The sequence below is a fragment of the Streptomyces sp. NPDC102279 genome, from assembly GCF_044766365.1.
In the GTDB taxonomy this organism is placed as follows: domain Bacteria; phylum Actinomycetota; class Actinomycetes; order Streptomycetales; family Streptomycetaceae; genus Streptomyces.
This window is the reverse complement of the sequence record NZ_JBIWLU010000008.1, coordinates 250,554-274,197: the sequence shown is the minus strand read 5'-3', so window position 1 is coordinate 274,197 and position 23,644 is coordinate 250,554. Positions and strand designations below refer to the sequence as shown.

Genomic DNA, 23,644 nt, shown 5'->3' with positions numbered 1-23,644 from the left:
CCTCGTACGGTTCAGGTGCCCCTCTCGGAAGAGGGCCACCGTCCATTGTCCCCCTGCGGCGCAAGTGGGCCCCGGGGAGCCGGGCGCGCCCCCTGTGCGGGTGCCCGGTCCGCCGGTTTGCACCGGGTCCGTCCCGAACGGGTCGGTCCGCGGTCCGGGCGGCTCCGGAGCCGGGGCTCAGGAGCGCCACGCCACCCGATGCTCCTCCAGGTGGGACAACACGGAGTGGTTGGCTTCCCAACCGTCCGGGAACTTCACCGTGACGCCCAGCTGGACGGGCTCGGTCGAGGGGTGGTCGTCCAGCAGGTCGCTCACACCCTCCCGGCACACCACGATGCAGGCGTGCCGGTGCCGGGAGGTGAGCACGCACAGACGTCCGGTCTCCAGATGGAACGCCGTGGCGTCCGGCCGTCCCGACAGGGGATGCAGGACGACCGTGACGTCGAACTCCCGTCCCTGGAGCCGGTTCGCCGTGTCGACGGTGACGTCCGTGACCCCGAGGTCCGCCAGCGCCGCGCGTACGGCCGCGGCCTGGTCCCGGTGCGCGGTGCCGACCGCGATCCGGTCGGCGGTCAGCGGCACCGGATCCGGTGCCCGCTCCGAAGTGGCCGCGCCGCCCCGGTCGAGCAGCCGCCGGACCACCTCGGCCACCGCCCGTACGGCCTCCGGGTCCGTGCGCGGTGTGTGCCGGGCGGGGAGCTGGAGCAGACCCCAACCGGACTCCGCCGCCTCGTCGATGACCCGGTCGGTCCCCGAACCGTCCGACGGGACACCGAAGTTCAGCCGCCGGTCGGCGTGACCGGTGCCGCTGCGGAACGGCGTGTACGGGTAGAAGGCGTCCGAGACGAGCGGGGCCGCCGACGCGGGCAGCCGCCAGGACACCGGCAGCCGGTGCTGCGGCAGGTGCGGATTGTGCGCGAGCAGCGTGGTCACCGCGGACGCGGACGGGTCGTACGACAGTCCGGCCCACTGCTCCGAGCCGACGATGGCGAACGGGTCCAACTGGCCCGGGTCGCCGACGAACAGCGCCCGCTCGAAGAGTCCCGCGACGGCGAGCAGCGCGTCCGAGCGCATCTGGTACGCCTCGTCCACGATCGCGTGCCGCCAGGGCTCGACCCCCTTGACGTGGGCCCACTTCGCGGCGGTGGAGATGACGACGTCCAGGCCCGCGAGGTCGGCCGCCTTCGTCGACTTGCGGACCTGGTCCAGGCCGTCGAGCGCCTTGTCGTACGGGTCGGAGTCGCTGCTGTGCAACCGCCCCACGGGCATGTCCGGGGCCTTCTCGGCGATCCGCAGCACCAGGTCGTCGACCTGGGCGTTGGTCTGCGCGATGACCATCAACGGGCGCCCGGCGGCGGCCAGTTCGAGGGCCGCCCGGACCACGAGCGTCGACTTCCCGGCGCCGGGGGGCGAGTCGACGACGACGCCGCGGTCGGTGCCGTGCAGGGTGTCGCGCAGGATCGCGTCGGTGGCGCGGGCGGCCTCGGCACCCGGGTCGAAGACGGCGGTCACAGGACGTCCTCCTCGGTCACCGGGTCCGGCAGCGGCAGGGCGTCCGGCTCACCCGGTGGCCCCCCGTGCGTCCACGGCGTGTCCTCCGGGTCGGGCAGCTTGGCGCCGCCGCGCTGCTCGTGCTCGAAGAGGGTGAAGCAGACGAGGTCCCCCTTCTCCGGCACGGACCCGGCCGCGGGTTCCTTGCTCCGCCCCATCTTGTCGGTGATCCGCAGCACCACCGCGGCACCCTCGTCCTCGTACCCCACGAACTCCGCGGACTGCGGCTTCCCGCCGAGCGAGCGGTACACCTTGGCCCGCTCGCCGAGGTGCGGGCGGTCGTCGGTGCGGACGGTGACGAGCGGACGGGGACTCGGCCGCTTGCCCTCGCTGTACGCCATGACGACGTCGGTGACCTCGCCCGCGAAGGCCTCCCCGGCGAGCCGCCTGCCCGCCATCACCAGCGGGTCGTCCAGCGCCTCCTGCGCTTCCAGGCGCGCCTGTTCCCGCTCGCGCGTGGCCAGCTTGTTCGCCGCGGTGACCGCGTCGTCCCGGCGTGGCTGCGGCGGTTCGCCCGCCACCACCCGGTCGCGGTGACCGGTGAACGACCAGCGGTCGCGGGTCCACCGGTCAGCGGCGTGCGGTCCCTCCGGCAGGGCGCGCAGCAGGTCGAGGCCCCGCCACACCGCGTCCCAGGTGGGCCGGGTGACGCTCGCGACGAGATCGCGGATCCGCCGCTCGGCCGCGGTCAGTTCACCGAGCCGGTCGTCCGCCTCGATGCCGTCCTCGGCGGCGGCGAACGCCGTCCGCGCGCGGTCGTACGCCTCGATGGCGGGAGCGAGCAGCTGGTTGTCGAAGGCGGGGTCCGTGGCGGGACCCGCGGGCGGCCACACGAGCTGGCCCCGGGTGTCCCGCTGGAGCTCGGCCCGCACCGCCGCCTCGGCGCCCGGCTCGCCCTCCGGCGGATCGATCCAGGCGAGCAGCGCCCCGAGATGCTGGTCCTCCAGGCTGCTCTGGCCGGTGGCCCAGTGCCGGGACAGCACGTCGGTGAGGGCGAGGAGCAGGGCGGAGCCGGGCACCCGGGCCCGCTCCCCGAAGTGGGTGAGCCAGCGCCCGGACAACGGCACCCGCGGCGGTGCCGGATGCGGTGCCTCGGGATCCTGCTCGGCGGTGCGACGGAACCGGGTGGAGCGCCCCAGCAGACGGACGAACTCGATGCCCGCCCGGCCCGGCACGATCAACTGCGGTGCGTCCGCGCACAGTTCGACCTCGACCTTGACGCGCTTGCCGGTCTCCGGGTCCGTGTCGCTGCGCTCGGCCGCCTCGACCACGTCCGCGAACGTGTCGATGTACGGCAGGACGACGTCCGCCAGCTCGGCGAGGAACGCGAACCGCAGGTCGCGGTCGCGGGGCTGCGGCACGACCAGCAGCCGCGGCGCGTCCCGGTCGGTGCCGACGAGCGCGCCGAGCGGCGCTCCCGCCTCGCCCGCCGTGGTCAACGGCACGAACACCAGCGGCCGCTCGACGAGATGACGGTGGAGCACGGTGGCGGTGGGCTGCGCCCGGCCGCTCTCGACGGCCTCCAGCCGGGCGAGCGTGGAGATCAGCGACATACGCCCGCCTCCCGGCCGTCGCCCGACGCGGCGGTCACCGACACCTGCGCCGGGACGGTGGCGACCGGAGTGCCCAGCGCCTCCGCCCGCAGCAGGGCCGCTCTCCGCAGCGCCGCGACGGCAGGGTCCGCCGGATCGCCGGCCTGGCCGTGCGCCGCCGCGAGGACGTCGGTGACCGTCGTCAGACCGCCCAGCTCGGCGCGCAGGGAGCGGCCCAGGGACGTCACCACGCCCCGCGCGCGGGAGCGGGCCCGGCAGTGGAAGGCCAGCTCGCAGGCGGACAGGCACTCGGGCGCGTACGTCGCCGGGACCGCCTCGACCGTCGTGATCAGTTCCTCGGCGGGGAGGTCGGGGGAGAAGCAGCTGCCCTCGGGGAGGGCCGCCGCGATGTCCTCGACCCGGGTGAGGCGGGCGAGCTGCCGGCGGGTGACGGCGCGCTGTTTGCGCACGTCGACGGCCGAGGCGGTGGGGAGGTTGGAGAAGTCCTTCGGGCAGACCAGCAGGACGCGGTGGCGGACCTCGGGGGCGGGATCGAGGCGGGCCGCGACCTCCTCCAGCGCGAGGACGTACACCGCGGACTGCCGGGCGGCGGCGCCCACCTTCGCCGGGTCGGCCGAACCGTCCAGCATCGGGAACGACTTGATCTCGACGACCGTCCAGCCGCCGTCGGGGTGCACGACCACCGCGTCCGGCTCCAGGAAGGCGGCGGAACCCGCGACGTCCAGGGCGAGCATCGGATGGTCGAGCAGCGTCCAGCCGCCGGCCTCGGTGGCCTCGCGCAGGGCGAGGGCCGTGCGGGCGGCACGCCCCTCGGGGCCGATCGCGCTCAGGTCGGGCACGGCACCGGAGCCGGGCGGTGCGGCGCCGGGGTCGAGCTTCTCGTGCACCAGCCGCAGCAGTTCGGCACCGCCGTCGGCCTTGACCCGGGCCTCGAACGCGTTGCCCCGCATGAAGGCGAACTGCGACTGGCCGAACGCGGACGGCGCACCGAGCGCTTCCGCCAGCTTCGCCTTGTCGACCCCCGCGCCGTCCAGCAGGGCCCGGCGGTCGCAGCCGGGGTTGGCGGCGAGCGCCGCGAGGGCGCGCGCGTCCAGTGCCTTCGGTGGGACGTCCGGACCGCGCAGCTCAGCGAGCTGCTGCCGCAGCGCCGTCCCCCGCGTCCGCGGGAGAGGCACCCGGCTCGGCTCCCGGTCCGGATCGGGACTCGCGCTGTCGGGGGATGCGTTCACCCGGGGAAGTCTGGCACCCCGCACTGACAATCGCGGAACCCTCGCCCCGGGCGACACCCGCGACCCACGGGACACGGCCCTCGAAGAGCGACCACAGCCGGGTCGCCGTGCGCATCACGAACGGGGTCAGCAGCAGGCCGACGCCCATCACCGCCGCGCCCGCGACGGCGTCCAGGAAGTAGTGGTTGGCGGTGCCCATCACGACGATCGTGGTGAGCAGCGGATACGCGACACCGGCGACCTTCGCCGCGGGTGTACGGCCGTGGCGCCACAGCATGACCCCGCACCACAGCGCCCAGCCCACGTGCAGGCTCGGCATCGCCGCGTACTGGTTCGTCATCCCGCCCATACCGCGCGGGGCGCTCGCCTCGCCGCCCCACCAGCCGTAGTCGCTGTACTGGGCCATCGTGTCGACGAAGCCGTGCCCCGGGGACAGCAGGCGGGGCGGGCACGTCGGCAGCAGCGTGAAGCCGATCAGGCCGATGAACGTGGAGGTCATCAGCCAGGTGCGGGCCGCGCGGTAGCGCACGGCCCGGGAACGGAACAGCCAGACGAGGATCCCGGGCGTCACCAGGTAGTGCAGTGACGCGTACCAGAAGTCGGCGGGCACGCCCAGCCAGGCCTCGTGCGTGAACAGCCGGTTCAGCGGGTGCTCGGCGTTGAGGCGCAGGACCTTCTCGATGCGCAGGAGCTGCAGGCCGTGGTCGACGGCGCCGGCGGTGTCACCCCGGGCGAGCAGCCGGCCCGCCGAGTAGCACGCGTACACCAGCACTATCAGCGGGAGCTCGGTCCACCAGCGGAGCCGGCCCTGCGCCGCTGCGGACCTGCGCAGCTCGGTCCACCGGCGCAGCCGGGCGCGTGGTGCCGCCTCCGTACGCGGTGCATCGGTCTGCGGCATCCGATCGCCCTCCCCCATCTGCTCGTGGCCCTTCGTCTGTCGTGACCCGACAGTCTGCAGTCTGCTGACGGCGGTGTATGGCCACATGGGATTTTACGGTGCGTACGGCCGCCCCGAAGGGGCGCCCCCGGTCCTCAAAGACGCGGAGATCGCCCCCCGGGTTGCGTCGCGCGCCGGTGCGCGATGATGGAGTGACCGACTTGTCAGCGGTTCCGAGTGCCCGTCCCCTCGTGCCGCCCGTTCCGGAAAGGCTCCTCTCCATGGCACCGCGCATCCTGCTGGCCCGGCACGGACAGACCGAATGGTCGCTGTCCGGAAAGCACACCGGCAGGACCGACATCCCCCTCCTTGAAGAGGGACGGCGCGGCGCCAAGCTGCTGGGCGAGCGGCTGCACCGGGCGCCCCTGGACGGACTCCCCGGTGTCGAGGTGCGCACCAGCCCGCTCGTCCGCGCGCGGGAGACCTGCGAACTCGCCGGTTTCGGGGACCGCGCGGACACCTGGGACGCGCTCATGGAGTGGGACTACGGCGCCTACGAGGGCATGACCCCGGCCGAGATCCAGGCGGTCCGCCCCGGCTGGTTCATCTGGCGCGACGGGGTCCCCGAGGGCGAGACCCTGGAACAGGTCACCGCGCGCGCGGACGAGGTCGTCTCCTGGGCCCGCTCCGCCGACCGTGACGTGCTGGTCTTCGCCCACGGCCACATCCTGCGGTCGATAGGCGCCCGCTGGCTCGGACTCCCGCTGGACTTCGCGGCCCGCGTCCGCCTGAACCCGACCTCGCTGTCGGTGCTCGGCTGGGCCTACGACGAGCCCGCCATCGAGACGTGGAACGACTGCGGACACCTGAGCGGCTGACCGGTGGCACCGCACCCGGCGGATGTCACGCCGTGCGCGGCAGGCTCGCGTGGCGGTCCAGGAACGCCGAGACGCCCGAGGCCCTGCGGTGCGGGAGCAGCACCCGGGCCGTGCCCGCCAGCATGGTCTGGATGCGGGAGGACTGGACCTCGCTCAGCAGCTCCAGGACGCGCAGGCCGGCGACGGCGGCCTCGTCCGGACGCCCGCCGCGCGCCAGGTCGTCGGCGAGCTCGGCGGTGTAGAGGGCGATGTTGCGGGTGAAGTGCGGGTCCTGGAGATCGGCCGCTCGGCGGGCGTGCCGCGCCGCCCGGGGCCAGTCGCCCAGCATCGACCAGCACTGCGCCTCGAGACCCTCCAGTTCGGCCTCCCCGTAGAACGTCATCCACTCGGGGTCCGTCTCGGCGGGGCCGCGCTCGTAGAGGGCGTGCGCGCGGGCCATCGCCTGCTCGCAGCTCCTGCGGTCGGCGAGTCCCGCCCAGCCGCCCGCCTCGCGCAGCGCGAGCAGCGAGAGCAGGCGGGGGGAGCCGAGGGGGCGGGCCGCGCGCTGGGCCGCCTGGGCCGCGCGCACCGCCTCGCGCGGGCGGCCCGCGTCGCGGGCGAGGAACGCCGTGTTGCAGAAGGCGTGGGCTTCGAGACCCCCGTCGTCGGCCATCCGCGCGGTGGCGAGCGCCTCCGCGTAGTGCGAGCGGGCGTCGTCGAAGCGCCCGGAGTCGTGGGCCAGCCAGCCGACCGAGATGGCCAGTTCGCCCGCGCCGGAGTAAAGCCGGTCGGCGGTCGCCTGCCGGGTGGTGCCGGCGTCGAGCAGCTCGTAGGCGGTGCGCAGCGGTGTCGCCGCGCGCCGGTACAGGCCGTCGGCCCCGTGCCGGTCGTCGAGCAGCCGGATCCTGCGGACCGCCTCCTCCAGGGCGCCGGCCTCGGAGGTCCCCGCGCGGTGGACGCGCCGTTCGGCGGCCGCGGCGCTGTTGCCGAAGGCGACGGCGAAGGGTCCCAGTGAGGCCGCCGCCACGGTGGCGGTGCCTCCCGTCATGAATGCGCGACGCTGCACGTCGCTCTCCTCGTGGTTCTGATCGTGTTCCTCGTACGGGGCGTACGGATCGCACCCGGGATGCGGGTCGTACGGAGCGTGCGGATCGTGTGCTGCGTACGGGGTCTGCGGCTCGTGGGGGGTGGGGTGGTGCGGGTTCGGCGTCTCATACGTCCCGGGCGCATCGTCCGTCTCATACGAGGCGGGCGGCGGGCTCGCGAGGTGCTGCGGGGGCGCCTCGTCCGTGCCACGCGCCCCGCGTCCGCGTACCCATGAGCGGGGGGCGAAACCCAGGTCGGTCAGCGTGCGGCCGGGGAACATGTGCAGGAACACCCGCTCGTACGCGTAGTTGGGACAGCGGATCTCGCCCGCCTCGACGCGCCCGATGTAGCGCGCGTCGCAGCTCACCCGCTCGCCGATGTCGCGCGCGGCCCGCCGGACCAGCGCGGCGAACTCGCCGGGGGAGCGCTGGCCGCGCAACCGCCTGAAGGCGAGATTCGGCCGGGGTGGCCTGGGGGACGGGGACGAGGTCACCGTTGACGACGCCATGGCCGGGCCCTCTCTTACGAACCGTCGAACCATGCAGGAAGCGTGGCGAGTTGCCCGGGTTGTGCCCGGTAGGTGCCCTGCTTCCGGCGGGCAAGAACGTACCTGCTGTGACGAGGCCGCCACGCTGGGTTTGGCTACAAACCGGATATCTCATCCACGATCTGCCATGAACTGCCATCCTTTGCGGCGGAGTTTCGCCGTAGCCGTTGACGTCCTGGCGCGTTGAACCCGATGGACCGGGAGCCGCCCGAACTCCCGACCCACTCGTCATGAGGAGGGGTTCCGTTGGAGGCCGGGATGCAGATCAGGCAGAGCACCGAGTCACGTACACCGCCGGCGATGGCACAGCAGAGACCGTCCCCGGAGCGCGGCGCCCCGCAGCGCCCGGTCGCCGAGTGCGACCTGGTGACCGTTCCGGCACGTCAGGGGCTGGAGGCGGTCGACATCCTGCGCCGCGGCGCCGGTGGCGCGGGCGACGCCGTGGGGCCCGTGCTGCACGACGACGACTGCGACACCCTCGGCTTCCTGGTGCCGCCCGGCACCGCGGACGCCTGGGACGTGCCGGGCAGCACCTGCACACAGACGGAGGGGCGCGGCCTGCGGCTGGCCCCCCAGCCCCCGGTCGAGGGCTCGGACTGGCTCCTCCCGCCCGGCGAGGCCGACCTCGCCACCGACCCGGCGGTGCTGCGGGCCGCGCTGGGCGAGGCGGCCCGGCTCATCGAGGCCGCGGACGGCTGCCAGTGACGCGGCCGGCCTACGGCCGGCCGTCCCCGGTGACCCGCCGCTGAGCCGAGCCGCCCGCGCCCCCCGATAATGGCGGGATGGCACGGGCGAAGAACCAGCGGTCGGACGACCGGCGCGACACGGGACGCGGCGCGCGGCGCGGTCAGGCGGCCGAGGCGGTCGTCGAGACCGTCGACGGCGGGCTCGCCGAGCTGCTGCCCGACCGGGACCGGGCGCGTGCCTGGACGCTGCTCATCGACGGCGCCCCGCAGTCCCACGTGGACCTCGACGACCCGTCCTACCTGAGCTTCGAGTACCAGCGCCGCCTCGGCCACGTCATCGACCTCGTCGCACCGGCGGGCAAGCCCGTGCAGGCCGTGCACCTCGGCGGTGGCGCCCTGAGTCTCGCCCGCTACACCGCCGCGACCCGCCCCCGGTCCACCCAGCAGGTCGTCGAGCGCGACGCCGCCCTCGTCCAACTGGTCCGCCGTGAACTCCCGTTGGATCCGAACGCCCGGATCAGGGTGCGGTCCGCGGACGCGCGCGAAGGGCTCGCCAAGGTGCCCGACGGCTGGGCCGACCTGCTCATCGCGGACGTCTTCAGCGGCGCGCGCACCCCGGCACACCTCACGTCCGTCGAGTTCGTCACGGAGGTCCGCCGCGCGCTGAAGGCCTCCGGGGTCTACGCCGCGAACCTCGCCGACGGACCGCCGCTCGCCCATCTCCGCGGCCAGATCGCCACCGTGGCCGCCGTCTTCCCCGAACTCGCCCTGATCGCCGACCCGGCGGTGCTGCGCGGCAAACGCTTCGGCAACGCCGTCCTCGTCGCCTCCGGGCTGCCGCTCGCGGCCGCGGAACTCACCCGCCGCGCGGCCTCCGACCCGCACCCCGCGCGGGTCGAACACGGCAGGCAGCTCGCGGACTTCACCGGCGGCGCCGTACCGGTCACCGACGCGGTGGCCGTGGCGTCACCGGCCCCGCCGCCCTCGGTCTTCCGCTGACCCGCAGACCCGCTGACCGCAGACCCGCCGACCGGGAGTCCGGGCCGGGTCCCGCCGGACGTCAGTACGTCCCGATCTCCACACGCGGCGGCCCGTCGTGCCAGGTGCAGAACACCGACACCCGGTCCGCTCCCGAGGTGTACTCCACGCGGATCCACGACTCGGTCTTCCACACCTGCATCGACCAGCCGGCCTTCGGCGTCGCGGAGACCAGCGTCGCGTACGCGGGCCCGATGTCGAAGACCGCCCGGCCGCCGTCGGTGTCGTAGCTCTTGACCTTGCCGGACGCGCTCGGGGAGGCGGGCGGGCTGCTGCCGCTCGGGGACGCGGACGCCGTCGGTGTCGCGCTAGGCCGCGGCGTCGCGGACGGCCTGTCCGGCGTCTTCTTCGACGGCTCCGCCCGATGGGTCGAGGAGGCCAGCGGCTTCGACTCCTGCGTCGTCGCGCCGGCCGCCGTGATGGGCAGGGCACGCGGCGGGTCGTACGCCGTCCCCGTCATCACCGTGTGCACGCCCCACCACGACAGCGTGACCGCCGCGCCCGTGGCGAGCAACCACGCGAGTACGTGTACGAGTCCTCTGCGCATCGCGGCCATACTGCACCACGCGCCCCACGGGTGTCTCAGGGACCCGGCACCGTAGGGAGGCTCCGCAGACGTCCGGCCTGGATTGTCCACAGGTGCCCGGAAGGGGTTGTCCACAGGCGCCGTGGGGCATCGCCCGGATGGCGTACGGTGCCGCCCATGGCAAGTGTGCTCGTGGTCGAGGACGACCAGTTCGTACGCTCGGCCCTCATCCGGCACCTGACCGAGGCCGCGCACACCGTGCGCAGCGTGGGTACGGCCCTGGAGGCGCTGCGCGAGGTCGCCCATTTCTCCTTCGACGTCGTGATCCTCGACCTCGGACTGCCCGATCTGGACGGGTCCGAGGCGCTGAAGATGCTGCGCGGCATCACCGACGTGCCGGTCATCATCGCCACCGCGCGGGACGACGAGACGGAGATCGTCCGCCTGCTGAACGACGGCGCGGACGACTACCTGACCAAGCCGTTCTCGGTCGAGCACCTGTCGGCGCGGATGGCCGCGGTGCTGCGCCGTTCCCGCACGAGCGCGGCCGACGCCGCGCCGTCCACGGTCATCCGCGTCGGCGGCCTCGCCATCGACCCGCTGCGCCGCCAGGCCGAGCTGGACGGCGTACGACTCGACCTCACCCGGCGCGAGTTCGACCTGCTCGCCTTCCTCGCCGGCCGCCCCGGCGTCGTCGTCCCGCGCAAGGAACTGCTCGCCGAGGTGTGGCAACAGGCGTACGGCGACGACCAGACGATCGACGTCCATCTGTCCTGGCTGCGCCGGAAACTGGGCGAGACGGCGGCGCGACCGCGCTATCTGCACACCCTGCGAGGCGTCGGCGTGAAGCTGGAGCCGCCGAGAGCGGAGCGGCCGCTGTGAGGTGGGCGCTGGTCAAGGTCTGCGTGGCGGTGACGACGATGGTCGTCGTCGCCTTCGCGGTGCCGCTCGGCCTGGTGATCAAGGAGATGGCGCGGGACCGGGCGTTCTCGAACGCCGAGCGGGAGGCCGCCGCCATCGCTCCCGCGCTCTCCATCACCACCGACCGGGACGAGCTGGAGCGCGTCGTCGCCTCGGCCGGCTCGGACGCGGGCATCGCCGTGCACATACCCGCCGCCGACCGTGAACCCGCGGTCGAGATCGGCAAGCGGCGTGCCGCCGCCAAGGACATCGTCATGACCCGCAAGCTCGGCCGGGCCTCCACCACCGAGGTGGCCGGCGGGTCGACCCTGCTCCAGCCCATCGCGCTCAGCTCCGGCGAGATCGCGGTCGTCGAGGTGTACGTCCCCGAGGCCGAGGTGAGCAACGGCGTGGGCACGGCCTGGGCGGTCCTCGCTGCGGTGGGCATCGCGCTCATCATCGGTTCCGTCGCGGTCGCCGACCGGCTCGGCGTCCGTATGGTCCAGCCCGCTCAGCGCCTGGTCGAGAGCGCGCACGAGCTGGGGGAGGGCAAGCTGGGTGCCCGGGTGCCCGAGGAGGGGCCGAACGAACTGCGGCTGGCCGCCGTCGCGTTCAACGCGATGGCCGACCAGGTCGTCCAACTCCTCGCCAACGAGCGGGAGCTGGCCGCCGACCTCTCGCACCGGCTGCGCACCCCGCTGACCGTGCTCCGCCTCAACGCGGCCTCGCTCGGGGACGGTCCGGCGGCCGAGCAGACCCGGGCCGCCGTCGCGCAGCTGGAGCGCGAGGTCGACACGATCATCCGGACGGCCCGGGACGCCAAGCCGCAGACCGCGGCGATCGGCGCCGGCGCCGGGTGCGACGCGGCCGAGGTGGTCCGTGAGCGCATGGACTTCTGGTCCGCGCTCGCCGAGGACGAGGGCCGCAAGGTGCGGGTGGCCGGGGTGGACCGGCCGGTCCGTATCCCCGTGGCCCGCGCGGATCTCGCGGCAGCGCTCGACGCCCTCCTCGGCAACGTCTTCCGGCACACCGCCGAGGGCACGGCGTTCGCGGTCGACGTGCACAACGGCGAGGACGCGGTGATCGTGCTGGTGTCGGACGCGGGCCCGGGCATCGTGGACCCGGTGGCCGCCATGGCGCGCGGCCGGGGCTCGGGCAACGACGGCTCCACGGGCCTCGGCCTGGACATCGTGCGGCGGCTCGCCGAGTCGACCGGCGGTGACGTACGGATCGGTTCCTCCGTGCTGGGCGGAACCGAGGTGCGCATCTGGATCCAGCTGGACGGCCGCGCGCCGGTCCGCCGCGGCCACCGGGGGACGGTCCGCCGCCGCAGGCGCGGCGCGGGCGTGAGCTGAGCACGACCCACGCGCTCGGCGGACCGGCCGCGTGACGCCGGGCACGCCGGTCCGGTCGCGGCCGGGTGCCGAGCCGTTCCGCCCTCGCGCCGACCCGCCGAACCGCCCATATTGGTCTCGACCTTTAACCGTTCCCGATGCCTTCCTTAAGCGGACCCTAAGATCCTCAACCCCCGCCCGGATGAGCCGGTTTGACCGATTCCGGATCGCTAGCGTGTGCCGCACCCCCCATGGGACCCCCTGAGAAACCCGTGAAACCGCGAAGGCAGGCACGCGATGAGCAGTACGCACCGGCGCAAGGTCAGTGGCAGGAACAAGGCGATAGGCGGCGTGGTCGCCGCGGCCGTGGTCGGCGGCGGCGCCCTCCTGTTCACCGGCAGCGCGCAGGCGGCGAGCGTCGGCGCGGCGTACACCAGGACCAGCGACTGGTCGACCGGCTACACCGCGCAGTACGTCATCACCAACGACACCGCCCAGGCGAAGAAGGACTGGAAGCTGGAGTTCGACCTGCCCTCCGGCAACACGCTCGGCTCGCTGTGGAACGGCACGTCGAAGGTGAGCGGGCAGCACGTCACCGTCAACCCTCCGTCCTGGGACAAGGACGGCCTCGCGCCCGGCGCGACCGTCACCGTCGGCTTCGTCGTGAACGGCACCGCGAACCCCACCGGTTGTCTCGTCGACGACAGCAAGTGTTCGGTGGATGGGGGCGCGACGCCCGAGCCGAGCGGCCGTCCGAGCGAGTCCGCGACCCCCACCGCGACGCCGACCGCCACCGCCTCGCAGAGCGAGAGCCCGAAGCCGACCGCGACGGCCACCACCGCGACCCCCACGCAGAGTTCGGGCAGCGGCAGCGCCACGACGGCTGGCTTCGCGCCCTACGTCGACACCTCCCTCTACCCGGCCTTCGACCTGGTCAAGGCGGCCGAGGCGACCGGCGTGAAGAACTACAACCTCGCCTTCATCACCGACGGCGGCGGCTGCACCCCCAAGTGGGGCGGCGTCAGCGACCTCGCGAGCGACGCGGTGGCCGCGCAGATCGGCGCGCTCCGCGCGAAGGGCGGCGACGTCCGGGTCTCCTTCGGCGGCGCCTCCGGCTCGGAGCTGGCCACGACCTGCTCCTCGGCGGACACGCTCGCGGCGGCGTACGGGAAGGCCGTCGACGCGTACAAGCTCACGAAGGTGGACTTCGACATCGAGGGCGGGGCGCTGCCGAACACGGCCGCGAACACCACCCGCGCGAAGGCCATCGCCAAGCTCCAGCAGCAGCACCCGGACCTGGACGTCTCGTTCACCCTGCCGGTCATGCCCGAGGGCCTCACCCAGGACGGCGTGAACCTGCTCTCCAACGCCAAGTCGAACGGCGTGAGGACCAACACCGTGAACATCATGGCGATGGACTACGGACCCTCGTACAGCGGCGACATGGGCACTTACGCCGAGCAGGCCGCCACCGCCACCCAGGCGCAGGTCAAGAGCGTCCTCGGCCTCTCCGACAGCGCCGCGTGGAAGGCTGTCGCGGTCACCCCGATGATCGGTGTCAACGACGTCTCGTCCGAGATCTTCACCGTCGGCGATGCCTCGCAGCTCGTGACGTTCGCGCAGTCGAAGGGCCTCGGCTGGCTCTCCATGTGGTCCGCGACCCGCGACAAGCAGTGCGCCGGCGGCGCCAAGAACTCCGCCGACCCGGTCTGCAGCTCCGTCGTGCAGAGCGACGGCGCCTTCTCGAAGGCCTTCGGGGCCTACAAGTAGCCATCCGAAAACGGGGGTTGCGCGCCCCGGCCGGACTCTCTCCACCCCCCACCCGGCCGGGGCGTCGTAGCGTCGGACCCGGCCCGGGAACACCGGGGCGCGGCACCCCCCTCGGTGCCGCGCCCCGTCCCCGTGTCCCCCGCCCCGCGCCCGGCCTACTCGGCGGCCGTCACCGGCGCGAGCGTCCCGGTGCGTGCGGCCCGGCTGTACCAGTGGGCGCTCGACTTCGGGGTGCGGACCTGGGTCGCGTAGTCGACGTACACCGCGCCGAACCGCTTGCCGTAGCCGTACGCCCACTCGAAGTTGTCCATCAGGGACCAGAGGTAGTAGCCGCGCACGTCCGCGCCGTCGGCGATCGCCCGGTGCACGGCGGACAGGTGGCCGTTCAGGTAGGCGATGCGCTCGGGGTCGTGGACGCGGCCGTCCGGGTCCGGCTTGTCGTCGTAGGCCGCGCCGTTCTCCGTCACGTACAGCGGCAGGCCCGGCACCTCCCGGGTGTAGCGCATGATCAGGTCGTGCAGACCGGTCGGGTCGATCGTCCAGCCCATCTCCGTGCGCTCGCCCGGCGTCTGGTGGAACGCGACGTCGTCCGCTCCGGGCCAGGGGGAGTGCGTGCTGGCGCCGTGACCGTCCGCGCGCGGACCGTCCGCGGTCGCCTCGGCGGCCGAGACCAGCGTCGGCGTGTAGTAATTGAGACCGAGCGCGTCCAACGGCTGCTTGATCGCCTTGAGGTCGCCCTCCTGGACGAACGACCAGTCGGTGACCGACCGCGTCGCCGCGAGCAGCGTCCGCGGGTACGCGCCGTGCAGCATCGGTCCGTGGAAGATGCCGTTGGCGAGGTCGTCGATGCGCTGCGCGGCGTCCAGGTCCGCCGGGTCCTGCGAAACGGGCCTGACCACCGAGGAGTTGAGGCTCACCGCGACCGAGTTGCGGGACGGCATCACGGAACGCAGCGCCGACGTGCCGAGCCCGTGGGCCAGGTTGAGGTGGTGGGCCGCGCGCAGGGAGGCCTCGGGGTCCGTCCGGCCGGGGGCGTGCACCCCGGAGCCGTACCCGAGGAACGCGCTGCACCAGGGCTCGTTGAGAGTGATCCACTGCTCGACGCGGTCGCCGAGCGCCTCGCCCACGATCTGCGCGTACTCCGCGAACCGCAGCGCGGTCTCCCGCTCGGGCCAGCCGCCCGCGTCCTCCAGCTCCTGCGGCAGGTCCCAGTGGTAGAGGGTGACGGCGGGCTTGATGCCGTGGGCGAGCAGTTCGTCCACCAGCCGCCGGTAGAAGTCGAGGCCGCGCTGCACGGCGGGACCCCGGCCGGTCGGCTGCACCCGCGACCAGGAGACCGAGAAGCGGTACGCGCTCAGGCCGAGGTCGGCCATCAGGGCCACGTCGTCGCGGTAGCGGTGGTAGTGGTCGACAGCGATGTCACCGTGCTCGCCGCCGGCCGTCCTGCCCGGCGTATGGCTGAAGGTGTCCCAGATCGAGGGGGTGCGGCCGTCCTCCCTCACCGCGCCCTCGATCTGGTAGGCGGAGGTCGCCGCGCCCCAGAGAAAGGCCGGAGGGAAAGTCACAGGGGTTACGGACTCAGGCATGGAAGCGCTCCCAAGGGGGTCGTGAAGACCGACGGGTCGGAGGAGGGGGAGAGAGGCGGGAGATGGAGCGGGCGAGCGAGGAAGGGGGCCGGGGCAGCGGTGGCCCGGCCCCCGGGCGGGGTGGTCAGCCCTTGATCGCGCCCTGCATGATCCCGCCGACGATCTGCTTGCCGAAGAGCAGGAAGGCGATGAGCAGCGGCAGCGTGCCGAGCAGCGCGCCCGCCATGATCACGGACTGGTCGGGGATGTATCCGGTGCCCAGCGAGGCCAGGGAGACCTGCACGGTCGGATTCTGCTGGTTGAGCGCGATGATCGGCCACAGGAAGTCGTTCCAGGCCATCACGAACGTCAGCAGGCCGAGCACCGCCATGGCCGGCCGCGCGGCCGGGAAGACGACGTGCCAGACGACCCGCAGACTGCTGGCGCCGTCGACCCGCGCCGCCTCGATCAGCTCGCTGGGCAGCGCCTGGATCAGGTACTGCCGCATGAAGAACGTGCCGAAGGCGCTCACCAGGGTGGGCAGGATGACCGTCTGCAGCTGGTTGGACCAGCCCAGGTTGCTCATCCACAGGTACAGCGGCACGACGGCCAGCTGCGGCGGGATCATCATCGTGCCGATGGTCAGCAGCAGCAGAAGACCGGAGAACCTGAACCGCAGCTTGGCGAAGGCGAACCCGGCGAGCGTGGAGAACACGACCGTACCCAGGGTGATGGTCCCGGCGACGATCGTGGAGTTGACCATCGCGGTGCCGAGCCCGGCCTGCTCCCACGCGGCCTGCAGGTTCTTGAACAGGTTCCCGCCGAACCACAGCGGCGGGGGTGACTGCGCCAGCCGCACGTTGTTGCGGGAGGCCGCGACGGCCGTCCAGACCAGCGGGGCGAGCGAGAACAGCGCGAAGACGGTCAGGACGAGGTAGGTGACCGGACCCGCGTGCAGCTGCTTGCCCGCGCCGAGGAACCGGCGCCGTACGGGGACCCGGTCCTGCGGAGTCCCCTTCGCCTCTGCCTGAGGGGCCGTCAGTTCAGTCGTGGTCATTGGGTCTTCCTCAGCCGTCGGGTGACCAGCAGGTTGATCGCGGCGATGATCAGCAGGATCAGGAACATGGTCCACGCGATCGCCGACGCCTTGCCGAGGTTGCCGATGCCCCAGCCCTGGTCGTACATGTAGAGGCCGAGCGTCTGGTACTGGTGCGCGGAGCCGCCCTTCGAGCCGCTGACCCCGCCGAACAGGAGCGGCTCACCGAACAGCTGCGTCGCGCCGATCGTGGAGACGACCACCGTGAACAGGATCGTCGGCCGCAGCATCGGAACCGTGACGTGGCGGAACTGCTGCCAGCGGCCCGCGCCGTCGAGCGCCGCCGACTCGTACAGGTCGGCGGGGATGGCCTGCATCGCGGCGAGGTAGATCAGCGCGTTGTAGCCGGTCCACCGCCAGATCACGATCGAGGAGACGGCGAACTGACCGCCCCAGTCGGACTCGCGCCAGTTGATCGGGTCGACCCCGACGAAGTGGAGCAGCCAGTTGACCATGCCGCCGTCCCACGAGTACAGCAGCGTGAAGACGAGCGTCGCCGCCGCCACCGAGGTGGCGTACGGGGTGAGCATCACGACCCGCCACACGGTCGAGCCGCGCAGCCGGTAGTTGAGCAGGTGGGCGATCCCGAGTGCCATGACCAACTGCGGCACCGTGGAGATCACGCCGATGGTGAAGGTGTTCTCCAGGGCGTTCCAGAAGAACTCCGAGGACAGCAGGTTCTTGTAGTTGTCCAGGCCTGCCCAGGTCTGGTGGTCCAGGCCGGACAGCTGCACGTTGTGCAGCGAGTACCAGGCCGTGTAGAGCAGCGGCACGAGCCCGAAGGCTCCGAAGATGATGAAGAAGGGGGCGATGAACGCGTACGGCGACGCCTTCATGTCCCAGCGGTACAGCCGGCTGCGCCAGGAGTCCGGGCCCGGCGGCGGCGTACCGCGACCCTGAGCGCCCCGGGCCGCGCCCGGCTGGGAGCCGGGCGCGGCGTCGGCGCTCGTCGCGGGGTGCGCGAGAGCCTGCTTGGAGCTGGTCACTGGCCGAGCACGTCCTTGATCTCCGCCTTGGCCGCGTTCCAGCCCTGCTCGGGGGACTTGCCCTTCTGCTCGACCTGGAGGATGCCGACGTCGGTGATCGCGGTGCCGATCGGCTGGTCCTTGGTGCCGAAGTTCTGGACCGGGATGGTCTTCGCCGAGTCGGCGAAGATCTGGGTGATCGGCGCGTCCGAGAAGTACGACGTCGTCGCGGTCGCCGGCTTCAGGGTGTCGTACGCCGCCGGGGTCGACGGGAAGCTGGCCTGCTTGGCGAAGACCTTCGCCTGCTGCGCGGGCGCGGTGAGCCACTTGGCCAGGGCGATGGCCTCCTTCTGGTGCTTGCCCGCCGTCGGCACGCCGATGAACGAACCGCCCCAGTTGGCCGCGGTCGGCGCGGCCGCCACGTCCCACTTGCCCTTGCCGGCGTCACCGGACTTCTCCTGGATGTAGCCCATCATCCAGGCGGGGCAGGCCACCGTCGCGAACGAACCCTTGGCGAAGCCCTGGTCCCAGGTCGGGTCGAACTGCTTCAGCTTCGCCGACATGTCGCTGGTCGCCACCGTCATCGCGGCGTTCCAGGACTTCTTCACGCCCGTGGACTTGTCCCAGATGACGTTGCCGTCCTTGTCGTAGTACCGCTGGCTCTCGCCACCGAGCGCGGCGTTGTAGACCGAGGAGGCGGAGTCCACGAACTTGGTGCCGCTCGGCGCCTTCTTCATGTACTGCTTGCCCAGGTCGACGTACTTCGCCCAGTCGCCCTTCCACTGCGCGGCGAGCTTGGTGCGGTCGGTCTCCAGACCGGCCTTCTCGAAGAGGTCCTTGCGGTAGCAGATCGCCATCGGACCGATGTCCGTACCGAGCGCGATGGTCTTGCCGTCCTTGTTGGTGGCCTGGGCGAGCTTCCAGTCCAGCCACTGCGACTTGTCGACCTCCTTGCCGAGGTCCACGAACTTCTCGGACTGGGTCTGGACGGCCTCCGTTATGTTGCCGACCTCGATCGCCTGGAGGTCATCGGTGCCGGCGCCGGCCTGCAGACGGGTGAGCGTCTTGGGCCAGTACACGTCGGTGCGGGTGGTGACGTTCTCCTTGATCGAGATGCTCGGGTGCTGCTTCATGTACTCGTCGTAGAGACCGGCCTGCTTGTAGCCGAAGACGCCGAAGGTGCCGACGGTCAGGGTCGTCTTGCCCTTGCCGCTGCCACCGTTGTTCGCGTCCGACGAGCCGTTGTCCGGGTCGCTGGAACAACCGGCCAGCAGTCCCGTGGCGAGCGCGGCGACGGCCGCGATGGCCCCCAGCCTGCGGGACCGGCGGGTACTCGTGCGCATTACGTCCTCCTGTTGCCTGACGTGCCGACCCCCCGGCCAACTGCATTGGTGGCGCCCGTTGTTACTCGCTGCGGCTCGGGCGGGGAACGTGCGGGTTGTGTATGTGTCAGGTACTGTGGGAGCGCTCCCACCAGTGATGTGTTGAAGAGTCGTCGGTTCCCGCGGGGGTGTCAAGGGTGGGGGAGCGGAGAGATGCGTTCAGTTATCGGCCTGTTAGCTGAAGATGTCATTCCGCTACATGGCCCGAGTTGTCTTATAGCCCCTTCGGAGCCCGAAGGCGAGCGCCGGGGTGCGGGAAGGGTCCCCGTACGTACGTGAGCGGCGCTCACCTCGGCAGACGGGGCTGTTAGATTCCAGGCCACTTGGTGTCGACGGGAGGGCGAAGCCCATGGCAGTCCACGGAGCGCGGGGCCGCAGTGGCGGGCGGCCCACCCTCGAAGAGGTGGCAGCGCGCGCCGGCGTGGGCCGTGGCACGGTCTCCCGGGTGATCAACGGCTCCCCGCGGGTCAGTGACGCGACCCGCGCCGCGGTCGAGGCGGCGGTCGCCGAGCTCGGGTACGTCCCCAACACGGCGGCCCGGGCCCTGGCCGCCAACCGCACGGACGCCATCGCCCTGGTCGTCCCCGAGCCGGAGACCCGGTTCTTCGCGGAACCGTACTTCTCGGACATGCTGCGCGGTGTCGGAGCGGAACTCTCCGACACCGAGATGCAGTTGCTGCTGATCTTCGCGGGCAGTGACCGGGAGCGGGAGCGCCTCGCCCACTATCTGGCGGCGCACCGCGTGGACGGGGTCCTGCTCGTCTCGGTGCACGCGGACGACCCGCTGCCCGACCTGCTCTCCCAGCTGGAGATCCCGGCGGTGATCAGCGGCCGGCGCTCGGCCGAGGAGACGCTGCCGTCGGTGGACTCCGACAACTACGGCGGGGGCCGCGCGGCCGTGCGGCACCTGGTCGCCCGCGGTCGCCGCTCCATCGTCCATCTCGCCGGCCGCATGGACGTGTACGGAGCCCAGCAGCGCGTCGCCGGCTACCGCCAGGGGCTGCTCGACGCCGGCCGCCCGGTGGACGACCGGCTGATCGTGCCGGGCGACTTCACCGAGGAGGGTGGCCGCCGGGCCATGACCCTGTTGCTGGAGCGCTGCCCCGGCCTCGACGCGGTCTTCGCCGGCTCCGACGTCATGGCGGCGGGCGCCCGGCAGGTCCTGCGCGAGACCGGCCGCCGCATCCCGGACGACGTGGCCCTGATCGGCTACGACGACTCGGCCATAGCCCGCCACATGGAACCGCCGCTCACCAGCGTCCGCCAGCCCATCGAGGACATGGGCCGCGCGATGACCGACCTCCTCCTCGGCGAGATAGCGGACCGCCGCCCCACCTCCTCCCGCACCCTGGAGCAGCGCCAACTGGTCCTGCCGGCGGAGCTGGTGGTGCGGGCGTCGTCGTGACTTCGGTGCTCCCGGTCGGGTGAACGGACAACGTCCCGTCGTCCGGGCGGGAGTCGTGCAACGCGCACCCCGAGTCGCTCAAGCGTTGAACCACTGGCCGGAAGAGGTCGTGTCGAGCGTCACACGTGGCAATGAAAGCGTTCGCACGCAGGTGTTCGGCCCTTGTGGCGCGGGGTGCGTGAGCGTCGTTGCCCGTGGCGTTTGCAAACGGAAGGGGTCTTTCGGCCGTCCCCGGCCCGCTGTCCCGGGAGCGCGGGATTACCTGTGGAGACCTCTGATCCGTCTGGACTAGCGTTGCCGTCGAACCGGGGGGAAGCGGTCCCTGACCAGGACGTTTTTCGTGTCCCCCCACATCGATGATCAGGGGGAGACATGCGTAGGACTGTAGCTCTTGCCACGGCCGCGACCGCGCTCGCGGGATCGCTGGCCGGCTTCGGAGGCCAGGCGGTGGCCGTGTCGAAGGGGACGGCGCCGCGAGCGGCGCAGGCTTCGTCGCAGGCGGCCGGGTGTGTGACGGTCGTCCGCTGGTACAACAAGCGCTTCAACCGCATGGTCGAGGTGAAGAACAGCTGCGCCCGCAAGGCGTGCTTCAGCGTCACGGTGGCCGCGCGGCGGGACCCGGACCTCTCGATCGGCAAGAACAAGAAGGAGTCCTTCGCCTATGGCGGGGTCGCCTGGACCAAGGGCTCGGGCATCAAGAACAAGGCCTGCTAGCCCTCACGTCCCCCTCGCGGCCCGGTTCGGGCCGTGAGCTCGCGTGATGACCCGGAAGCGCCCTGCGAACCGGGACGCGGGACCTCTCAGGTCTCTCGTCCGGAACGCAGGGCGCTCTCGTGTGCCCGTCGCCCCGTCGCCCCCCTACCCGGGAGCGGCGCCAACTGGTCCTGCCGGCGGAGCTGGTGCTGCGGGCGTCGTCCTGGTGGCCCGTCCGGGGTAGGTTCGACGCGCCCGGAATGCCTGGCCTGCGGTTTCCGTCCCTTCCGGGGCCTCGGTAGGGCAGGCTGGCGGGCATGGTCCTGCATCCCTTGCTCGGAGTCGACGAAGTGCCCGCCGTGGAGACGTACTTGGGCCGGGTGGGTGAGGTGTTCACGGTGTTCCGTGAGCAGGACTCCGGATGTGTGTCCTACGGAGTGCGCCTCCTCGACGGCGCCCGCTGGTTCGTCAAGGAGGCCGCCGACGAACGAGGCCGCCGCTCGCTCGACCGGGGATGGACGTTCCACCGGGCCGTACGGCACACGGCGATCGTGCCGCAGGTCCACCGGATGGCCGTCCGGGACGGATGGGCGGTGGTCATGCCGTGGCGCGAGGGCGAGGTGCTGTACCACCCCACCGCGGGCGGCCCCCGCGACCGTACGACCGCGGGCAGTCCGATGGCCCGCTTCCGGTCCCTGCCCGTCGCCGACATCCTGCGCGCGTTCGACCGGGTCCTCGACGCGCACCTCGCCGTCGAGGCCGCCGGCCACGTCGCCGTCGATTTCTACGACGGCACGCTGCTCTACGACTTCACCGGCCGGACGGTCCACCTCGTCGACCTCGACGCCTACCGGCCGGGCCCCTTCGTCCTCGACGAGGAGCGGCTGCCGGGCTCACGACGGTTCATGGCCCCGGAGGAGTTCGAGCGCGGGGCCGTGATCGACACCCGTACGACCGTCTTCACGCTCGGCCGGGCGGCCCGTCTGCTGCTCGACGCGGGCGACGACGAGCGGGCCTGGCGCGGCACCCCGGAGCTGCTGGCCGTCGTCGAGCGTGCCACGTTCCCCGCTCCGGACGACCGCTTCCCCGACGTCCACCACTTCGCGGCGGCATGGCGCACGGCGGGCGGGTCCCGGCAGCGCTGACGTCAGCCACGCACCGTCAGTTCCCAGCGGACCTCGCCGTCCTGCCACGTGTCGGTCGGTGACAGCCCCGCCGCCGCGGCGACGGCGGCTGAGGCGTGATGCGCGGGGTGGACGTGCGCGACGACCGTACGGACGCCGAACCCGTCGGTCAGCAGGGGGACCAGTGACCGTGCCGCCTCCACCGCGTACCCGCGTCCCTGCCAGGGCGTGCCCACCACCCAGGCGACCTCCGCGACCTCCCCCTCGACGGTGGCCTGGACGGTCCCCACCAGACACCCCTCCGGGCGTGCCCTGAGCACCCAGTTGCGCCAGACGACGGCGGGGTCCGGGGAGCCCGCGACGAGCCGCTCGTACCGCGCCCGGAGCGCGTCGACGGAGGCCGGTTCCCCGCCGATGAACGCGTGCAGCGCCGGATCGGAGAGCACCGCGGCCATCTCCTCGGCGTGCCGGGCCCGCAGCGGGAGCAGATCGAGCCGGGCGGTGGTGGTGTCGGGCTCGGGGTCCATGGCGTCTCCGTTCGGCGGCCGCTCGCGGACCGGGTTCCCCCGGAACGCAGTCAGCCGGTGACCTGTTCAACAGGTCACCGGCTGACTGCTCAGGGTGAGTGACGGGACTTGAACCCGCGGCCACCTGGACCACAACCAGGTGCTCTACCAACTGAGCTACACCCACCATGTCCGGTCTTCGTGCTGCTCCGACCGGCCGAGAAAAAGTGTACAGGGTCGGAAGGGGTGCTCGCGCACGGCTTTTTCCGGGGCCCGCGAGGGCCCCGTCAAAGGCCTACTCGGTGGGGACGACGTGCTTGGCGGCGATGGTGCGGGCGGTGTCCGAGTCCGGTCCGGGCTGCGGGACGAAGATCGCCTCGCGGTAGTAGCGGAGCTCGGCGATGGACTCGCGGATGTCGGCGAGGGCGCGGTGGTTGCCGTTCTTGTCCGGGCTGTTGAAGTACGCCCGCGGGTACCAGCGGCGCGCCAGCTCCTTCACCGAGGACACGTCGACGATGCGGTAGTGGAGGTAACTCTCCAGGCTCGCCATGTCGCGCAGCAGGAAACCGCGGTCGGTGCCGACGGAGTTCCCGCACAGCGGGGCCTTGCCGGGCTCCTTGACGTGCTCCCGTACATAGGAGAGGACCTGCGCCTCGGCGTCCGCCAGGGTCGTGCCCCCGGCGAGCTCCTCCAGCAGACCGGACTTCGTGTGCATCTGGCGCACCACGTCCGGCATCGTCTCCAGGGCGGCGTCCGGCGGGCGGATCACGATGTCCACACCGTCGCCGAGTACGTTCAGTTCCGAGTCGGTGACCAGCGCGGCCACCTCGATGAGCGCGTCATCCGACAGCGAGAGCCCGGTCATCTCGCAGTCGATCCACACCATGCGATCGTTCATGTGTCTCACCCTACGGCCCGCCCCGGTCAGGTGGACCCGCCCGTGCGCCGGGCCAC

Annotated in this window: 21 protein-coding genes and 1 tRNA gene; 9 read left to right on the top strand and 13 right to left on the bottom strand. The window is 72.3% G+C overall.

Going from position 1 to position 23,644, the window contains the following annotated elements; all coding sequences use genetic code 11:
* Positions 1-177 precede the first annotated feature (177 nt).
* Genes ACIRQH_RS22330 through ACIRQH_RS22315 form a run of 4 tightly spaced genes read right to left on the bottom strand, consistent with a single transcriptional unit; the run spans position 178 to position 5,231 of the window.
* The gene (locus ACIRQH_RS22330; protein WP_404226857.1) at positions 178-1,512 is read right to left on the bottom strand and encodes an AAA domain-containing protein; all 1,335 of its coding nucleotides are present in this window, start codon (positions 1,510-1,512) and stop codon (positions 178-180) included.
* Entirely contained in the window at positions 1,509-3,104 is a 1,596-nt protein-coding gene (locus ACIRQH_RS22325; RefSeq protein WP_388866084.1) for a hypothetical protein, read from the bottom strand. Before ACIRQH_RS22325 ends, ACIRQH_RS22330 begins: the two co-directional genes overlap by 4 nt.
* Positions 3,095-4,279 (bottom strand): hypothetical protein, encoded by a 1,185-nt coding sequence (locus ACIRQH_RS22320; protein WP_388931156.1) that lies wholly within the window; start codon positions 4,277-4,279, stop codon positions 3,095-3,097. The genes ACIRQH_RS22325 and ACIRQH_RS22320 overlap by 10 nt, the downstream gene beginning before the upstream one ends.
* Positions 4,230-5,231, bottom strand: coding sequence for a phosphatase PAP2 family protein (locus tag ACIRQH_RS22315; RefSeq protein ID WP_358814931.1), 1,002 nt, complete (start codon positions 5,229-5,231; stop codon positions 4,230-4,232). Before ACIRQH_RS22315 ends, ACIRQH_RS22320 begins: the two co-directional genes overlap by 50 nt.
* Before the next feature lie 260 nt (positions 5,232-5,491).
* Between ACIRQH_RS22315 and ACIRQH_RS22310 the strand changes: the two genes are divergently transcribed.
* Entirely contained in the window at positions 5,492-6,088 is a 597-nt protein-coding gene (locus ACIRQH_RS22310; RefSeq protein ID WP_358814930.1) for a histidine phosphatase family protein, read from the top strand.
* Between the two features lie 25 nt (positions 6,089-6,113).
* On the opposite strand, the gene ACIRQH_RS22305 is transcribed toward ACIRQH_RS22310, so the two are convergent.
* On the bottom strand, positions 6,114-7,661 hold the full coding sequence (locus tag ACIRQH_RS22305) for a hypothetical protein (protein WP_388931154.1): 1,548 nt from the start codon (positions 7,659-7,661) through the stop codon (positions 6,114-6,116).
* A 339-nt stretch (positions 7,662-8,000) separates the two neighbouring features.
* Between ACIRQH_RS22305 and ACIRQH_RS22300 the strand changes: the two genes are divergently transcribed.
* Positions 8,001-8,405, top strand: a complete 405-nt coding sequence (locus ACIRQH_RS22300) for a hypothetical protein (protein WP_388931152.1) — start codon at positions 8,001-8,003, stop codon at positions 8,403-8,405.
* A gap of 77 nt (positions 8,406-8,482) precedes the next feature.
* Positions 8,483-9,385, top strand: coding sequence for a fused MFS/spermidine synthase (locus ACIRQH_RS22295; protein ID WP_358814927.1), 903 nt, complete (start codon positions 8,483-8,485; stop codon positions 9,383-9,385).
* Between the two features lie 61 nt (positions 9,386-9,446).
* On the opposite strand, the gene ACIRQH_RS22290 is transcribed toward ACIRQH_RS22295, so the two are convergent.
* Positions 9,447-9,971: a hypothetical protein gene (locus ACIRQH_RS22290; RefSeq protein WP_358814926.1), complete on the bottom strand. Its 525-nt coding sequence runs from the start codon at positions 9,969-9,971 to the stop codon at positions 9,447-9,449.
* A gap of 156 nt (positions 9,972-10,127) precedes the next feature.
* Here ACIRQH_RS22290 and ACIRQH_RS22285 point away from each other — a divergent pair, with 156 nt between their 5' ends.
* The 3 genes from ACIRQH_RS22285 to ACIRQH_RS22275 all read left to right on the top strand — a co-directional run bounded on the left by ACIRQH_RS22285 (position 10,128) and on the right by ACIRQH_RS22275 (position 13,954).
* Positions 10,128-10,832, top strand: a complete 705-nt coding sequence (locus ACIRQH_RS22285; RefSeq protein WP_358814925.1) for a response regulator transcription factor — start codon at positions 10,128-10,130, stop codon at positions 10,830-10,832.
* The gene (locus ACIRQH_RS22280) at positions 10,829-12,205 is read left to right on the top strand and encodes a sensor histidine kinase (protein ID WP_404226856.1); all 1,377 of its coding nucleotides are present in this window, start codon (positions 10,829-10,831) and stop codon (positions 12,203-12,205) included. The genes ACIRQH_RS22285 and ACIRQH_RS22280 overlap by 4 nt, the downstream gene beginning before the upstream one ends.
* Positions 12,206-12,481: 276 nt before the next feature.
* On the top strand, positions 12,482-13,954 hold the full coding sequence (locus tag ACIRQH_RS22275; protein ID WP_388931150.1) for a cellulose binding domain-containing protein: 1,473 nt from the start codon (positions 12,482-12,484) through the stop codon (positions 13,952-13,954).
* 155 nt (positions 13,955-14,109) lie between these two features.
* Here ACIRQH_RS22275 and ACIRQH_RS22270 read toward each other — a convergent pair whose 3' ends face one another.
* From ACIRQH_RS22270 to ACIRQH_RS22255, 4 genes are all read right to left on the bottom strand, one after another.
* Positions 14,110-15,540 (bottom strand): GH1 family beta-glucosidase, encoded by a 1,431-nt coding sequence (locus ACIRQH_RS22270; RefSeq protein ID WP_388866066.1) that lies wholly within the window; start codon positions 15,538-15,540, stop codon positions 14,110-14,112.
* 124 nt (positions 15,541-15,664) lie between these two features.
* Entirely contained in the window at positions 15,665-16,576 is a 912-nt protein-coding gene (locus tag ACIRQH_RS22265; RefSeq protein ID WP_358814921.1) for a carbohydrate ABC transporter permease, read from the bottom strand.
* The gene (locus tag ACIRQH_RS22260; protein ID WP_358814920.1) at positions 16,573-17,601 is read right to left on the bottom strand and encodes a sugar ABC transporter permease; all 1,029 of its coding nucleotides are present in this window, start codon (positions 17,599-17,601) and stop codon (positions 16,573-16,575) included. The genes ACIRQH_RS22265 and ACIRQH_RS22260 overlap by 4 nt, the downstream gene beginning before the upstream one ends.
* Positions 17,598-18,923, bottom strand: a complete 1,326-nt coding sequence (locus tag ACIRQH_RS22255; RefSeq protein ID WP_358814919.1) for an ABC transporter substrate-binding protein — start codon at positions 18,921-18,923, stop codon at positions 17,598-17,600. Before ACIRQH_RS22255 ends, ACIRQH_RS22260 begins: the two co-directional genes overlap by 4 nt.
* 388 nt (positions 18,924-19,311) lie before the next feature.
* Between ACIRQH_RS22255 and ACIRQH_RS22250 the strand changes: the two genes are divergently transcribed.
* The 3 genes from ACIRQH_RS22250 (at position 19,312) to ACIRQH_RS22240 (ending at position 22,205) form a co-directional block, all read left to right on the top strand.
* Positions 19,312-20,367 carry a LacI family DNA-binding transcriptional regulator gene (locus tag ACIRQH_RS22250; RefSeq protein WP_358814918.1) on the top strand — a complete coding sequence of 352 codons (1,056 nt, stop codon included), beginning with the start codon at positions 19,312-19,314 and terminating at the stop codon, positions 20,365-20,367.
* A gap of 372 nt (positions 20,368-20,739) precedes the next feature.
* Positions 20,740-21,081, top strand: coding sequence for a hypothetical protein (locus tag ACIRQH_RS22245; RefSeq protein WP_388866058.1), 342 nt, complete (start codon positions 20,740-20,742; stop codon positions 21,079-21,081).
* Positions 21,082-21,377: 296 nt separating this feature from the next.
* Positions 21,378-22,205: a serine/threonine protein kinase gene (locus ACIRQH_RS22240; RefSeq protein ID WP_358814916.1), complete on the top strand. Its 828-nt coding sequence runs from the start codon at positions 21,378-21,380 to the stop codon at positions 22,203-22,205.
* Positions 22,206-22,207: 2 nt separating this feature from the next.
* On the opposite strand, the gene ACIRQH_RS22235 is transcribed toward ACIRQH_RS22240, so the two are convergent.
* The 3 genes from ACIRQH_RS22235 to orn all read right to left on the bottom strand — a co-directional run bounded on the left by ACIRQH_RS22235 (position 22,208) and on the right by orn (position 23,588).
* Entirely contained in the window at positions 22,208-22,711 is a 504-nt protein-coding gene (locus ACIRQH_RS22235; RefSeq protein WP_404226855.1) for a GNAT family N-acetyltransferase, read from the bottom strand.
* Between the two features lie 93 nt (positions 22,712-22,804).
* Positions 22,805-22,877: transfer RNA gene (locus ACIRQH_RS22230), tRNA-His, on the bottom strand.
* A 108-nt stretch (positions 22,878-22,985) separates the two neighbouring features.
* On the bottom strand, positions 22,986-23,588 hold the full coding sequence (gene orn, locus ACIRQH_RS22225) for an oligoribonuclease (protein ID WP_358814914.1): 603 nt from the start codon (positions 23,586-23,588) through the stop codon (positions 22,986-22,988).
* Positions 23,589-23,644: the final 56 nt, after the last annotated feature.